This is a genomic window from Xanthomonas bonasiae, assembly GCF_017163705.1.
GTDB lineage: Bacteria > Pseudomonadota > Gammaproteobacteria > Xanthomonadales > Xanthomonadaceae > Xanthomonas_A > Xanthomonas_A bonasiae.
Genome location: NZ_JAFIWB010000019.1, coordinates 54610 through 70048, shown reverse-complemented (window position 1 = coordinate 70048; position 15439 = coordinate 54610). Strand labels below are relative to the sequence as shown.

At 68.5% G+C, this 15439-nt stretch carries 1 protein-coding gene; it reads right to left on the bottom strand.

What is annotated here, in order from left to right:
• Positions 1-10 precede the first annotated feature (10 nt).
• On the bottom strand, positions 11-15394 hold the full coding sequence (locus tag JR064_RS15520) for a hemagglutinin repeat-containing protein (protein WP_241093103.1): 15384 nt from the start codon (positions 15392-15394) through the stop codon (positions 11-13).
• Positions 15395-15439 lie beyond the last annotated feature (45 nt).

The following is a 15439-nucleotide window of genomic DNA, read 5'->3' as shown; positions in this document are numbered from 1 at the left end:
ATGCTTCACTTTAACCCCCAGGCCCAGTTTCCCCAGTCAATGGAAATTTAAGCTTCAATGGCTTATTACCATTCACCAAGTTTACATCAGGCCTATTTATTTCTACTGTGGCTGTAGTTAACTTTGTCTTTCCGCTCGCCACTCCTGCTGGGCGATATGTAACCCACGTATCACCCCCTGGAATTTGTGCTCGCCATGCTCCATCTTTCATAAGAATCGCATCAGATGGGACTTTACCCCCGAAGAACTCCATTGCAAACCCCTCAGCCGCCGCACTGGGATTGGAAGTAGGCAGCATTTCACGGGGCGAACCGGTTCCACCGATAGGTGTTCCAGGAAGATTTCCCGAATTTATTTCGCTTATTACATCCCTGGCTGTCCGGCGAGACAAGCCATCGCCATTGATGGCATCGGGAAGCATTTTATCAGCATTGCCAAGCAGATTTTTTGAAGTTTCTTTAGGAACGGTAGCACCGGCCAAGGTGCCAGTCTCAGCTACTTCGCCGGCAGCGTTCATACCGGCGCGTGCGACGTTACTCCCGCCTCCTGTCAAAGCAGTCTGGACTATTCCCACAGCACTCAGGAAGCGTGCAGACCAAGCATCTGCGCCCTCCACAGGCTTACCAGTGAAATAATTGCTCGCCTGGCCGGGCTGGACAAGATCCTGCCATGCCGCAAACGTCTCACCACCGGCAGTTAAAAGACCTTGATTCAGTATCCCCGCAGCCACGAATGTATTTTTACCGAGTAACAAGTCCGGCAGCAGCCTTGGTGAATTTCCTAGAAGATCGTAGAGATCCTGTCCAAATGTCGGGTAAGTACGAACTAGAGCGTTTGTAAATATGGCGTCCTTTTGACCGCCCAAACCGTTGGCTTTCCAGTAGCCTCCCATATAGAAGTCGAGTTCGCCAAGCGTGTGCGGAATACCGTCCGAATCCATATTCGCGTTCGCCAAGGCGACATTTGCAGCGTAGTCAGCGTCCCGTGCTTCATCTAACTTATTTATGGCGTCTACGATGTCGCATGACAGTTTGTTCGCTGCCGTGCACTCGGTCTGAGCGACCTTTTTCAAGGCGGCTTCATCTTCCTTCAACCAGTTGTTTTCCACCGCATTGCGTGCAATGCCGCTTCCGATGGCGGCATCATTCAGACTGCCCCCGGTCATCCCTCCCACCAGCGCGCCGACCGCCTGCGACAGCGCCACGATCGTCTGCTTGTCTTCTTCCGGAAGCAGGTTCGGGTTGAACTTGCCGCTCTCGGGGTCAATCGCGCGCGGGTCGCTGCCGTACAGCTCCTTGGTCAGCCACTGAGCTGCAAGTTCGCCACCGGCACCGGCCAAGGCGCCGCCTGTTCCGGACGTGCCATTCACTTCCGCCAGCACCGCGCCCAGCAGCGCGTGCGAGAGCACCTGCGCCGCTGCATTCGGATCGCTGCCGTGGTTGGCGTCGAAGGTTTGGCCGATCAGTTGTGCCGCATAGGGCGCCAGCGCGTTGCCCGCCACCTGGCTGGCGGCCTGGCCCGACACGCTGCCGACCAGCGCCGTCGTGACCGCCTGTAGCGCTCTGCTGTAGTCGCCGCCGGTGCCCCATTGCCGTTGGCTGTCGTACGCGGCTTTGTAGTCGGCACTATTGTCCAACAGCTGGTTTTGCTGTTTTTCAGCACTCAGAGCATCGAACGCCGCCAGGCCATCCTCATCCAGTCCCCTCCGATACGCTTCGCGTGCGTTATCGGCCTTAGTTTTCGCATTGGCCGCGATATCCCCGGCAATCTGCTGGCCGGTCTGGATCACTGTCCCGGCCGCGGCCCCCATCGCCTGCTGATCGACCATGAGCTTGCGCACGTCAGGCAGCGTCGCGAGGACTTCGTTTGCAATGCTGGCGTCGGTATTGATGCCCGTCTCCGCCGCCGTGGTGTGCTTGCCGCCGATGACGATCTTGCCTTCGGTCAGCGTGGCCCGCGTGGTCGAGGTGTCCTTGCCACTTTCGGACATCGGGACGCCGCCGCTGAAGTTGGCGGTATTGGCCTGACCATAGTTGCCGTTAGCGATGGTATTTCCGATGTCCTTGGCCTGGCCGCCCACCGTATCGCCATCGGCGCCAGTGGACTGACCATTGCCTGTGCTCCCGAACCCGCCGCTGATGCTTCCGGACGCGGCGCTGTAGTCCATCTGATTCTTCAGATCGGTATACGTCAGCGAGTCGGCGGTCAGCTCGCTGTTGTCCGCGTTGGTGCTGGCGATGCCGGCGCCGATCAGGTTCACGTTGCCGGCGGTGACGTGGTAGCCGCCCTCCCCGGCGAACAGGCCCGACTGTTCGGTCACTCCCGAAGAATTGCCGCTCGCCTTGGCCGAACTCGCGTAGCCGCTGGCATCCCAGGCGCTGCCGAAGGACACCTGTATCCGTCCGCCGTAGCCACTCTCCTTGGACTGGATGTTGGCGGTGTCCTGCAGCGACTCGATGGTCAGGTCGCCGCCGGTCTGGACGTCGATGCGGTCGGCCTTGGCCACTGCGCCGCGCAAGGTAGTGTCTCCTTGCGAGGTGAGGGAGATGTTCTGGCCTGCCAGCTGCGTGTTCTGCCAGGTGCTGTTCTCCGCATCCGACTTGTGGCTGCCCACGCTGGCCTGCACATACACGTATACGCCGGTCTGCGCGCCCACCGATGCGCCCACGCCCACTTCCACACCGGCATTGCTGCCCTTGCTGTGCTCGGAACTGCTGGAGTTGCCCGCTTCCAGCACCAGATCGTGTGCCGAGTCCAGGCTCAGCGTGCTGCCCGCGCTGAGGTTGCCTTGCACCACATGAAGGTCGCCCTGCGTGGTCGTCAGGCTGACGTTGCCGCCACCGCTGATGGTGGAGCCTTGCGAGGTCTGGCTGCTGCCCTTGTACTGTTCCGTGCTGGTCGCATAGCCCACGCCGGCCTCGACGCTGACCAGCGAACCGCTGCCGGCGCCGCCGGCGGTGCTGCTGATCGCGCTGGCCGCCTGGTAGCCATTGGCCGCGGCGGCCATGCCCTGCATCGCCGACAACCGGCCGTCGGAATTGCGTGCCGCATCCACGTTGTTGATCAGGTCGATCAGCGGCGACTTCACCCGTGCGAACACGCCGAACTTCAGCGTGTCGTCCTGCGACGAGGCCGAGTGCGTGTCGTTGGCAGTCAATATGTCGATCGACGCGGCGGTGATGTCCACGTCCTTGGCCGCCACCACATTGCTGGCGGACTGGGTGTAGGCGCCGCCCGTGGTCAGGCTGACGCTGCCGCCCAGGCTGCCCACGCTGCTGGCCACTTGCGTGACCTGCGCGCTGTCATCGCGATGGTCCTCGGTGTGGTAGCCGGCGAAGCGCTCCGTGTCGGAGATGACCACCGTGCCGATGGCTTTGTTGTTGTAGGTGTTGGCGTTGCCAACGGTATCCTGTCCGCTCTGGATCGTCAGGTCGCCCGCCGCGCGGATCGCGACATCACCTTGCGCCGCGATGTTGCTGGCAGTCAGCGCGATGTCGCCTTTGGTGGTGGTCAGGCTGGCATTGCCGCCAACGGACAGTTGGGTACCGGTAATCGTGTCCGACTGTCCGTTGCCATCGCCCTTCTGGTTGTAGTTGCCGAACGGCGGACTGGCGGTGTTGTTGGCGTAGCCCCAGCCCTTGCCGGTGCTGGCGTTGCCGCTGGACTCGGTGTTGTGCGCGACATCGAACACGATGTTCTGGCTGGCCAGCAGCAAGGCATTGCCTTCCGCCGACAACTGCGCGCCCTGGCTGGTGATCGAACCATCGCTGGCCAGCAGGGTGAGGTTGCCGCCGGCGCTCAGCTGACTGACCCGCGCGTCGCTGGTGCTGTCGTTCTGCGCATCATTGGAGCGATGCGCCCCGGTCTGGATCACCACCGCCGTGGTCGCTGCCGCCGTGCCGGCCATGTCGCCCTCGGCCCGGCGGCTGATCTTGCCCATGGCCGAGCCGCTGTCGGGCATGTTGTCGGTCGTCGAATCGCGAGCGCTGCGGTACGCTGCGCCCGGATCGTAGGTCACGCCAACGGAGAACCCGCTTGACTTGCTGGACAGGCTGGATTGCGTGTCGGTGGTGTCCTGGCGCGCCAGCAGCGCGATGTCCTTGGCCGCAAGGGTCAGGTTCTTGCCTGCGGCGACGTCCGACGCGGCAATGATCAGTTGATCGCCTGCGCTGATGAGCAGATTGCCGTGCTGCGAGCCGACCGCCGAGGCCACCTGCGTGGTCGTCTCCGTGGCCGTATCGCTGCCGCTGCGCGACTTGCCATAGCCCACGCTGGCGACGCCGCCGGACAAGCTGCCGCTGAAACCGGATTTCTTCTGGCTGCTGCTGTGTTCCTCGCTACTCTGATCCTGGGCAGACTTGATGGTGACATCATGGCCCGCGACAAGACGCACATCGTTGTCCGCCAGGACCGTGGAGCCGACCACGGCGATATCGTTGCCCGCCTTGATCTGCACGGTGTCGCCGCTGAGCGAGGTTCCTATTGCGAAGCTGTCGTGCCAATCGTCATGCGTGGTCGTGGTCTTGCTGGACAGGAAGCTCTTTTTCTTCTTCTGCATGTCCTGTTCCGCGTCGTGCTGCTCCTGAGTGGCGAGCAGGTTGACGTCGTGGCCGGCGGTCAAGGCGACGGCACCGGTCTCGGAGTAAACCTGCGCGGCGGTCAGGTTGATGTCATGGCCCGCTTGCATGGCGATGTCGCTGCCGGCGCTGAACTCGGTGCCGTGGACGGTCTCATCGGTGGTGCTGGTGGTCTGCTTGAATCGCTTGCGCGTCTCCAGCGTGTCGCTGCTGTCCACCGTGGTCAGCGTGGTGCTGTTGATGTCGTTGCCGGCGACCACCGCCAGGCCCTTGCCGGCGTCGAGCTTGGCCGCGACCAGGTTGACGTCGTTGCCGGCGCTGAGGATCAGGTTGCCGCCGGCGGTCAGTGCCTGCTGGTCGAGGTCCTGGGTGGTGGTGGTCGTGGTGACCTTGGTCTTGCCCTGGCGGCTGTGGTCGGTGGTGGTGGTGCTCTCGCCCAGCACCGAGGTCACGTTCAAGTCGTGTCCGGCCGCAGCGATCAGGTCGCCACCGGCCTTCACTTCCGCCTGGCGGATGGTGATGTCGTTGCCGGCCGCCAGTTGCAGGCTGCCGTCGGTGACGATGCTGGTGCGCACCGTGGCCTTGCCGTTGGCATCGGTGACCGGCGTCAGCGACAGGTCGTGGCCGGCCTGCAGCGCGGCGTCGCCGCCAGCGGTGATAGTTACGCCGTGCAGTTGCAGGTCGTTGCCGGCGAGCAGCGAAAGGTCGGCGCCAGTGGCGAGTGTCGTTGTCGCGCCGTCGCGGGTGAAGCCGCGTTCTTCCGAGCTTGCCGTTGGCTGCAGCACCAGGTTGTTTCCGGCCTGCAGCGCGGCGCTGCCGCCGGCCTGCACCGTGGCGCCGGTGAGGGTCAGGTCATGGCCGGCATTGATCAGGAGATTGCGGTCGGCAGTGATGCCGGAACCTGCATTCAGCAAGCCGCCGCTGGTGCTGCTGAGCATGTCATTGCCGGCGCTCAGCAGGACGTCGCGGCCAATGATCTGACCGCCGAGGTTGAGCAGGTCCTGCTGCGCTTGCAGGCTGACCGTGCCGGTGCCGGCGATGCGGCCCTGGTTGAGCAGGTTGCCGGCGGTAGCGCTGACGTTGACGCCGCTGATGGTGCCGCTGTTGCTCAGGCCGGCGGTGGCGTTGAGTGAGACGTCGCCATTGTCGCTGGCGAGCAAGGCGCCGTCGCTGCGCAGGGTCAGCGCGGTACTGGACGACAGGTATACCACCGGCACCAATACCTTCTGGCCCTGGTACTCCTGTTCGACCATCCACACGATGTCGTGGGTCAGCGCGGCGACCTGTTCGGCAGTCAGCGCGACGCCGACATCCAGGTGCAGCGCGCCGGCCTCGGCCACGGCGCCGTCCAGCAGCGCGCGGTACTGCGCCACGCCGTCGTCGTAGTTGCCCAGGTAGCGGCGGCCGGTGAGCTGGGTGATCTGGTCCAGCACCAGGCGTTGTTCGTAGAAGCCATCGCCCAGGCGGGTCTGGGTCCACTCCGGATCCACGCCGAGCTTGTCGAGCAGGTAATCGCTGCTGATGAAGTTGTCGTAATTGACGAAGCGCGGATCGGTCTCGATCAGGTAGCGGCGACCGGGGCCAGCGCTGCGGTTGGCGTTGACGCCACCCAGGCCGTTGGCTGCACGCCCGAGCGCGTTGACACTGGCGCCGTTGGCGCCGACCAGGCTGTACAGGCCGCCGATCGGCAGGGTGATATTGCCCAGCGGGGCGCCGATGCCGCCGACCACTTGCGGCACGTTGCCGGTACCGGGGTCGATCTGCTGGCGCTGGCCGGCGACGTTGGCGCCGGCCAGCACGGCCTGCGCGCCGCCGGCCTGGATCTGGCTGCGGGTGGCATCGCCGCTGCCGTCGAGCGCTGCCTGTACGCCTTGCGCCTGAACATCGACCGCGGAGGTCTCGACACTTTTCACCAGCGAGGCCTCGCCGTCGGCGATGCGGATCGGGCCGATGCTGGCACTGACGATGCGGTTGCCGACCGTTGCGCCGCCCGCGGCCGTGCCGGCCTGCGCCTGCACGGCCTTATTGCCGACGCCGCTGGCGCTCTGCGCGCTGCGTCGGTTCAGTGCCGTACCTTGCGTGGCGTTGAACGCGGCACCGCCGATGCTGCGGCCATCGCTACCGACGGCGCCGTTGCTGATGGTCGCGCCGTTGATCGACACGCCTTGGCCGCCGGTCATGTTGGCGGCGAGGGCGATGTAGGCACTATCCGTGGTGCCGGAGCCGACGACGGATACCGCCGTCCCACCGATGTTGCCGCCACTGGCCTGTTCTTCCGCGTCCTCGGCACTACAGGCCATTTTCCCTGGAGGAGGTGTGCAGCCGCCTTGACGTACGCTGGCCGTGTATTCCTTGTCGGTGTAGTTGAACCGCTGGTTCAGCGCGAGCGCCTGATTGAGCACGTTCTCGCTGCCTGCGATCATTCCGTCGGCCAAGCCGGAGACACCGCGCTGGTTGATCCACAGCGCACCCGCTGCCGCAATTGTCGAAGCGGTGTTGGTGACGCTGCCGGACAATGCGATATTGCCGCCCGCCGCGATGCGGCCTTCGGCGCTGGCGCCGGTCACTCTTTCCTTTTCCTGTGCGTCGAAGGTTCGGAAGACGCCGAGATTGTGGCCGTGGTAGTTGGCCGGCTCCGGATCGTTGCGAAGCTCTTGCTCCGGCATGGTCTGATTCGCCGCAGCGCGCTCGTCGGCAGACACTTGCGAGGTGGCCGTCGTGATCGTCAGCCGCCGGTTGTTGAGCTGATTGGCCGCAATCAGGATGCTGCCATCGGCCTCGATGCTGCCGGACAGGTTGTTGACCAAGCCGGTGCGCGCGGTGAGCGTGCCACCGCCGTCGCGCGCGGCGCCGATGGCGATGTTGCCCAGGCTGAAGATCTTCGCGTCGCGGTTGAGCAACTGGTCGCGGACCAGCAGGGTCATGCCGTTGGTCGCGCCGATCAGCGCCGAACCGTAGGCCGCGTTGTCGGTGGCGCTGCCCAGGTCGGCGCCGTTGACCAGGGTGCCGGTGTCCACCAGCACGTTGCCGCCGACCAGGCTGCCGGTGTTGGTGACGCTGCCGGCCGTGAGCTGCAGGTTGTTGCTGGCGGAAATGTCGCCGGCGTTGTCGATGGTCCCGCCGGTAGTCAACTGGGTGTTGCCCGCCTGCATCGTCGCGCCGGCGCCGTTGCTGATGTTGTTGGCGGTCACGCTCAGGCTGCGCCCGGCCTTCAGCGCGGAGGAATTGACCATGTTGCCGCCGACGCTAAGGCGGAAGTCGCCATTGCTGGTGATGTCGGCGCCGGCGCGGTGGGTGTAGTCGCTGCGCACGGTCAGGTCGAGCAGGTTCTGCGCGAGGATGTTGCCGCTGCCGTCGAAGCCGACGGTATCGATGACCACGTCGCCGGTGCCCCCGACGCTGCTGCCCGCGCCGATGCGACCGCCGCTGTTGCTCAGGCTCTGCAGGGTCAGGCGTACCGCCTGCTCGGCCTTGATGGTGCCGCTGCGGTTGTCGAGCGTGGCGCCGGAGCGCTGCAACAGGAAGCTGTTGCCGGCGTAGATGTTGCCGCGCTGGTTGTCGAGTGCGTTGGTGTTGGCGACGAGATCGCCGCCGGCCACCAGCTGGCCGTCGCTGTTGACCACGCTGGCGGCGTTGAGCACGACGCTGCCGCGTCCGCCCAGGCTGCCGCCGGCATTGCGCAATTCGCCGCCGGTGGTGAGCTGGGTCAGGCCGCCGCCGTTGTTGGCGATGCTGCCCTGGCTGTTGTCGATGCGGCCGCCGGACAGGGTCATCGCATTGCCGCTGTCGAGTTGGCCGCCGCTGTTGAGCAGTGCGCCGGTGACCGCGACGTTGAGATCGCGGCCGCCGCCGATGCGGCCGCCCTGGTGGTTGTCGAGTTGGCCGCGCGCGGTCAGCGCCAGGTCGCGTCCGGCCTGGACGGTGCCGGCGCTGTTGCTGAGGTTCTCGGCGCCGACGCTGGCGTCGTTGCTGGCGCCGAGCAGGCCGCCATCGTTGTTCAAGGTATGCGCGATGTCGGCGCGCAGATCGCCGCCGGTACCGCCACTGGCGATCGCCTGCAGCGTGCCGCTGCGGTTGTCGAGACTGTCGGCGCGTACGGTCAGGGTGCCGCCGGAGGCCTGCAGCACGCCGCTGCGGTTGTCGAGCGCGCCGCCGAGCTGGGTGTTCAAGCTGCGTGCCGACACGCTGCCGCCGACATTGCTCAGGCTGGCCGCGGTCAACGTGGCGTCGCCGGCGGCGGCGATCCCACCGTTCTGGTTGTCGATGCCGGCATTGGCGCCGAGTTGCAGCTGGCCCTGGGTCAGGAGGCGGCCGCCGGCATTGGCGACGGCTCCGCCGATGTTCAGCGTCGCGGTGCCGGTGCCGGCGTGTTCGATGCGCCCCTGCGCATTGTTCAGCGATGCAGCGCTGAGGCTGAGATCCTGCCCGTTCGTGGCCAGCTTGCCGTTGCCGTTGTCGAACGCGCCGGTGATGGCGATGCGGGTCTGCCCGCTGCCGCTCTGCACCAGGGTGCCGCCGGTGTTGCGCAACGACGCTGCGCCCAGGTCCAGGCGCGCGGCCTGCATTTGACCGCCGATGCCGTTGAGCGTGCCGTTGTCGAGACTGCCGCCGGCGCGCACGGTCAGCAGGCCGCCGGCGAGCAGATCGGCGCCGCGATGATCGAGGCCATTGCTCGCGGTCAGGCTGGCATCGCCGCCGACGCGGGTGGTGCTGCCGGCCAGGTTGAGTTGGGCGGCCTGCGCGGTGAGGTTGCCGGCGGCGATCAGCTTGCCACTGGCGCTCAGGGTGCGGTCGGCATGCAGGTCCAGCGCGCCGCTGCCGCCGAGGCTGCCGTCGCTGCGCACGCCGGCCGCGGCGACGCCGCCGATGGCGATGTCGCCGCCGCGCAGGCTCAGGTTGCCGCTGGACAGGGTCTGCCCGGCGTTGTCGATGCGCTGCGCCTGCAAGGCGACGTCGCTGCCGTTGACGGTGCCGCGCTGGAGCAGTGCGGCATCGCTGGTCAGGGTGAGCTGATTGGCCGAGAGCGTGCCGGCCACGGTCAGGTCGCCGTGCGACTGCAGTTGCAGCGTGCTCGCGGCGCTGAGCGCGCCGGTCTGCGACAGTGCGCCGCCGGCTTGGGCACTGAACGCACCGGCCGCGGCCAGCGTACCGCCCAGCGCGAGATCGCCATGGCTGACCAGCGCCACGTCGCCGCTTTCGCTACCGAGCTGGCCGCTGCTGGCGACGCTGGCCGCTTCCACGCGCAGCGCGCTGCCGGCGATCAGGTCGCCGCGGTTGTCGACGGCGCCGCTGGCGGTCAGGCCCAGGCGCTGCAGGCCGTAGCTCTGCCCGGTCTGCTGCAGCGAGCCGACATCCAGTTGCAGGCGCTGGCGCGCGCGTAGCGCACCCGCGTTGTCCAGCGCGCCGCTCACGGTCAGCGTCGCATCGCCCTGCGCGGCGAGCAGGCTATTGGCGGCGTTGTCGACGCTGGCCGCGCTCACTATCAGATCGCTGCCGGCCACGACCTGCGCGGCGTTGCTCAGCGCGCCGCCGGCATTCACGTTCAGCGTTGTCGCGGCCTGGGCGATGCCGGCGAGCGCGAGATCGCCGCTGCTGGTCAGCGCCAGCGTGGTGCCGGCATCCAGCGTGCCCTGGCTGTCGATGCGCGCGCCGGTCAGTGCGAGCGCGCCGGCACTGTGCAGCACGGCCTGGCTACCGGTGCTCAATGCGGCGCCTGCGCTCAGCGACGCGGCCTGGCCGGCGTTGGCTTGCCCGTCCACGCGCAGGTCGCGCTGCGCCTGGATCTGCAGCGACTGCATGGCCGCGACCTGGCCGGTCATGGCGATATCGCGCCCGGCATGCAGGTCCAGCACTTGCGCGCTGAGCGTGCCCGACTGCAGCAGATCGCCCAGCGCCTGCGCCTTCAGTTGCGTCGCCGCGGCGACGGTGCCGCCCAGACGCAGGTCGCCCTGGCTGGTCAGCGCGACCTGGCCGGTCTCGCTGCCGAGCTGGCCGCTGCTGGCGATGCTGGCGGCGTCTACCTGCAGATCGCGCTTGGCGATCAGGTCGCCCTGGTTGTCCACCGCGCCGTTGGCGCGCAACGTCAGGCGATCGCCCGCGTAGGCCTGGCCGCTGTGTTGCAGCGTGCCGACGTCGAGAGTCATGGCCTGGCCGGCCTGCAGGCTGCCGGCGTTGCTGACCGTACCAGGCGTGGCCAGTTGCAGCGCGCCCTGCGCGGCCAGCGTGCCGCTGGCGGCGTTGTCGATGCTGTGCGCGGCGACGCTCAGGTCGCGGCCGGCCACGATCTGGCCGGTAGTGCTCAGCGCTGCACCGGCATCGAGCGCGATGTCGCGCTTGGCCTGCGCCACGCCGGCGATCGCCAGCGCGCCGTCGCTGCGCAAGGTCAGGTCGGTGCCGGCATCGAGCGTGCCGCGGCTGTCGATGGCGCCGCCTTGCAGGGTCACGGCCGCCGCGCCTTGCAGCACGGCGGCCGTACCGGTGGCGATGCTGGCGCCGCTCAGGCGCAGGTCGCCGCCGGCCAATGCCTGGCCATCGACGCGCAGCGCGCGCTGCGCCTGCAGCTCCAGCGCGGCGGCGGTCTGCGCGCCACCGGCGACGCTCAGGTCGCGGCCGGCGGCGAGCGTGGCCGACTGCGCCTTGAGCGCGCCATCCACCTGCAGATCGCCGAGCGCACTGGCGCTCAGCGCCTGCGCGGCGATCACGCTGCCGCCCAGTTGCATGTCGCCCTGGCTGCTCAGCGTCACCTGGCCGGTCTCGCTACCGAGCTGGCCGCTGTTGCTGAGGCTGCCAGCGTCGATACGCAGGTCGCCGCCGGCGATCAGCGTGCCGCGGTTGTCCAGCGCGCCGGCGCTGTGCAGATCCAGCGCCTGGCCCGCGTACAGCTCACCGCTGTGCTGGAAGCTGCCGGCCTGCAGCAGAAGGGAATTCTGGCCGCGCAGGCGGCCGGCGTTGTCGAGCAGGCCGGAGACGCGCAGGTCGAGCGTGGCCGCCGCCGCCAACGTGCCGGTGGCGCGGTTGACCGCACTGGCAGCGCTCAGGTGCAGATCGCGACCGGCGACGACCTGGGCGCTGTTGTCCAGCGCAGCGCCGGCGTCCAGCACGACATCGCCGCCGCCTTGGGCGATGCCGGCCAGGGTCAGCTGGCCCTGGCTGCGCAGGCGCAGATCGGTGCCGGCATCGAGTGCGCCGCGGCTGTCGATCGTCGCGCCGTCGAGCGTGATCGCCGCGGCGCTCTGCAATACGGCGTTGCCGCCGGTGGCGATGCTCGCCGCGCTCAATTGCGCAGCGCCGCCGGCCACGGCCTGGCCATCCAGACTCAGCGCGCGCTGCCCCTGCAATTGCAGGTCCGCGGCACTTTGCAGCGAACCGGCGACGCTCAGATCGCGCCCGGCGCTCAACTGCAGCGACTGCGCCTTGGTGGTGCCGCGCTGTTGCAGATCGCCGACCGCCTGCACGCGCAGCGTGGTCGCCGCGATCTGGCTGCCGTCGAGCTGTACGTCGCCACGGCTATCGACCAGCAGCTGTCCATCCTGGCTGCCGAGCTGGCCGCTGCTGGCGACGCTGCCGGCGGCCACGCGCACATCGCGCTTGGCGATCAGGTCGCCGCGGTTGTCGAGTGCGCCATCGACCTGCACGGTCAGCGTGTCGCCGGCGTAGGCACGGCCGCTCTGCTGCAGGCTGCCTGCGCTCAGGGTCAGCGCCTGTCCGGCCTGCAGCGTGCCGTCGTTGTCGAGTGCGCCTTGCACGTGGGCATCGAGCGCCGCCTGCGCCGAGAGTTCGCCCTGCGCCCGATTGGTCGCACTGGCCGCGCTCAGGGTCAGATCGCGGCCGGCGAAGACGCGGGCCTGGTTGTCCAACGCCTGATCCGCCTGCAGCGCGACATCGCGCCCGCCCTGGGCGATGCCCGACAGAGAGAGGGCGCCGCTGCTGCGCAGGCTCAGATCCGTGCCGGCATCCAGCGCGCCGCGGCTGTCGATCGTGCCCGCGTCCACCTGCAGCGCCGTGGCGGTCTGCACCACGGCGTCCTGGCCGAGCGCGACGCTAGCGCCGCGCATGCCCAGATCGCCGCCTGCGACCGCCTGGCCGCCCACGTTCAACGCGCGCTGCGCCTGCAGCTGCAGCGTCGTCGCGCTGCGCAGCGAGCCGGCCAGGGTCAGATCGCGGCCGGCCTGCAACTGTGCCGATTGCGCCTGCACGCCGCCACGCTGTTGCACATCGCCGAGCGCGGCGGCGCGCAGCGCACCGGCCGCTACCACGACGCCATCCAGGTTCAGATCGCCGCGGCTGTCGAGCGCGAGCTCGCCGCGCTGGCTGCCGAGCTGGCCGCTGCTGGCGATGCTGCCGGCGGCGATGCGCACGTCGCCGCCGCCGACCAGGTCGCCACGGTTGTCCAGCGCATCGGTCGCGGCGAGGTCGAGGCTCGTGCCGCCATAGGCCTTGCCGGTTTCGGCCTGGGCGAAGCTGCCGGCGCTCAGGCGCAGGGCGCCATCGGCATGCAGGCTGCCGTCGTTGCGCAGTGCGGCGACACTGGCGATGGCGGCATCGCCGCTCGCCGACAAGGCCGCACCGCTGGCGTTGTCCAGGCTGCCGGCGGCCACCGCCAGGTCGCCCCCGGCGATCACCTGCGCCTGGTTCTGCAGCGTTGCGGCGCTGTCGAGCGCGACGTCGCCGCGTGCCTGCAGCGTGCCGGCCAGGCGCATCGCGTTGGCGCTGCGCAGGGACAGCGTGGTGCCCGCGTCGAGCACGCCGGACTGGTCGATGTCCGCGCCTTGCAGGCGCAGCGCGCCACCGGACTGGATCTGCCCGGCCTGCAGCAGCGCGCTTTGCGCATGCAGATCGGCGTCGCCGCCCGCGGCGATCGTGGCGGAACTGCGCAGTTGCCCGTCGGCGCTCAGTTGCAACGCGCCGTCGGTCTTCAGCGTGCCGTCAAGCGACGCGTCGCCGCCCGCCTGCAGCTGCGCGCTGGCCGCGCTGAGCGTGCCGGACTGGTGCAGGTCGCCCGCGGCCTGCGCCGTCAGCGCCCCCTTCGCCGCCACGGCGCCGTCGAGCGCGAGATCGCCGCGGCTGTACAGGCTGGTGGTGCCGCGCTGGCTGCCGAGTTCGCCGCTGCTGGCGAACTGCGCCGCGTTCACGCTTAGCGCATCGCCAGCGACCAGGCTGCCGCGGCTGCGGGTGACGCCGCTGCTGGCGATGTCCGCATTGCGGCCGGCATAGCTGCTGCCGTCATTCGCGAAGGCCGCCGCGTCGATCCGCAGGTCGCGCCCGGCGTACACGGTGCCGGCATTGTCCAGCGTACCGGCGGTCGCCAGGGCGACGTCGCCGCTGGCGGACAGCACGCCGTTGGCGCGGTTGCCGATCGCCGCCGCAGCGATGTCCACGCGGCCGCCGGCGCTGAGCTGGCCGGCGTTGTCGAGGCGGCCGCCGGCCTGCAGCGCGGCGTCCTGCCAGGACTGGACCAACCCGGACAGGCGCATGTCGCCGTCGCTGCGCACGCCAAGGCCGGCACTGGCATCGAGCGTGCCGGCGGCATCGATCCGTGCCGCCTGCACGCTCATCGCGCCACCGCTCTGCAACGTCCCGGCGCTCTGCAGCCAGCTGCCGCCGGCATGCAACGTCAGCGCAGCGCCGGCGTAGGCCACGCCGCTGTTGCGCAGGGTGCCGCTCGCGTCCAGGCTCAACGCGCCGCTGCTGTACAACGTGCCGCCGGCATCGAGTTCGGAGCCGAACAGGCTGATCGCGCCGGCGCTGCTGCGCCCGCTGTGGTCGAAACTGCCGCTGGCGCGCGCGTCGAGCAGACCGCTGGCGACGGTGTCGCCGCTCAGGCTCAATTGCGCGGCGCGCAGGCGCACGCCGGCCTGCTGCGAACCGAGCGTGCCCTGCTGGGTCAACGCGCCTGCGGCGCGCAGGTCCACGTCGTCGCGGGCGACCGTGGTGCCGCTCAGGCTGAGCTGGCCGGCGCTGTCGATCTGCAGGCTGCCGCTCTGCGCGGCCAGGGTGCCGCGGCTGACCACGCCGACGCCGGCTTCGGTGGCGATCAGGCGGATGCGGTCGGCGTACATGCCGCCGAGATAGGCCACGTCGATGCCGATCGACGGCGCCGCGCCATCGCTGCCCGGCAGCAGCTCCAGCAGCATGCCGTCGTAGCCGATGCGCTGCGCGCCGGTGCTGGCGAGCAGGTCCTTGGCCCACACCGAGCCGTCCACGCTGAGCTGCCGCGACAGCAGATCCAGGCGATCGACGTTGGACGCGTCCAGGCCATTGCTGCCGATGCTGAGCACGCCGCCGGTGATGCCGAAGCCGTTCAACGCACCGTCGCTGCCGAGTTGCGGCGTGCCGGTGGCCAGGGTGACCCGCGAGGCGTTGAGGAAGCCGCAGCCGTCGCAGCTGATGCCGTTCGGGTTGGCGATCACCAGCTGCGCCCTGGCCCCGGCGATTTCGGTATAGCCCTGCAGGCGGCTGGCGGTGCTGGTGACTTCGTTGAGGATCAGCGTGGCCGCACCGCTGTTCTTCAGGTTGTCGTTGCCGGCGATGTAGCCGCCGAGTTCGGTCTTGGAGATGTTGGCGCTGTTGTTGAGGATCAGGCCGTTGCTGCCGACGTCGAAGCGCGAATAGCGGTTGTGCGAGACGCCGCGCGCGTTGGGGGCGACGATGTCGACCACCGGCACGCCGTTGGCCGCCGCCTGCTGGCCCGGCTGTTGCCCGCCTGGATTGGCGACCGGCACGACCTGCGCGTAGAGCGGCAACGAGGTCCAGGTGACGGTGCAGCACAGCAGCATCGCCACGCCGCGCTTGAAGCGGTCGGCCATCGTGGTGCCCATCCCAGCGGAATCCTTGTCCATCGCCATTTCTCTCTCGTCGCGCCA

Coding starts and splice junctions, on each gene's coding strand:
- JR064_RS15520 (WP_241093103.1), bottom strand. CDS start 15,394: ATGGGCACCACGATGGCCGACCGCTTCAAGCGCGGCGTGGCGATGCTG.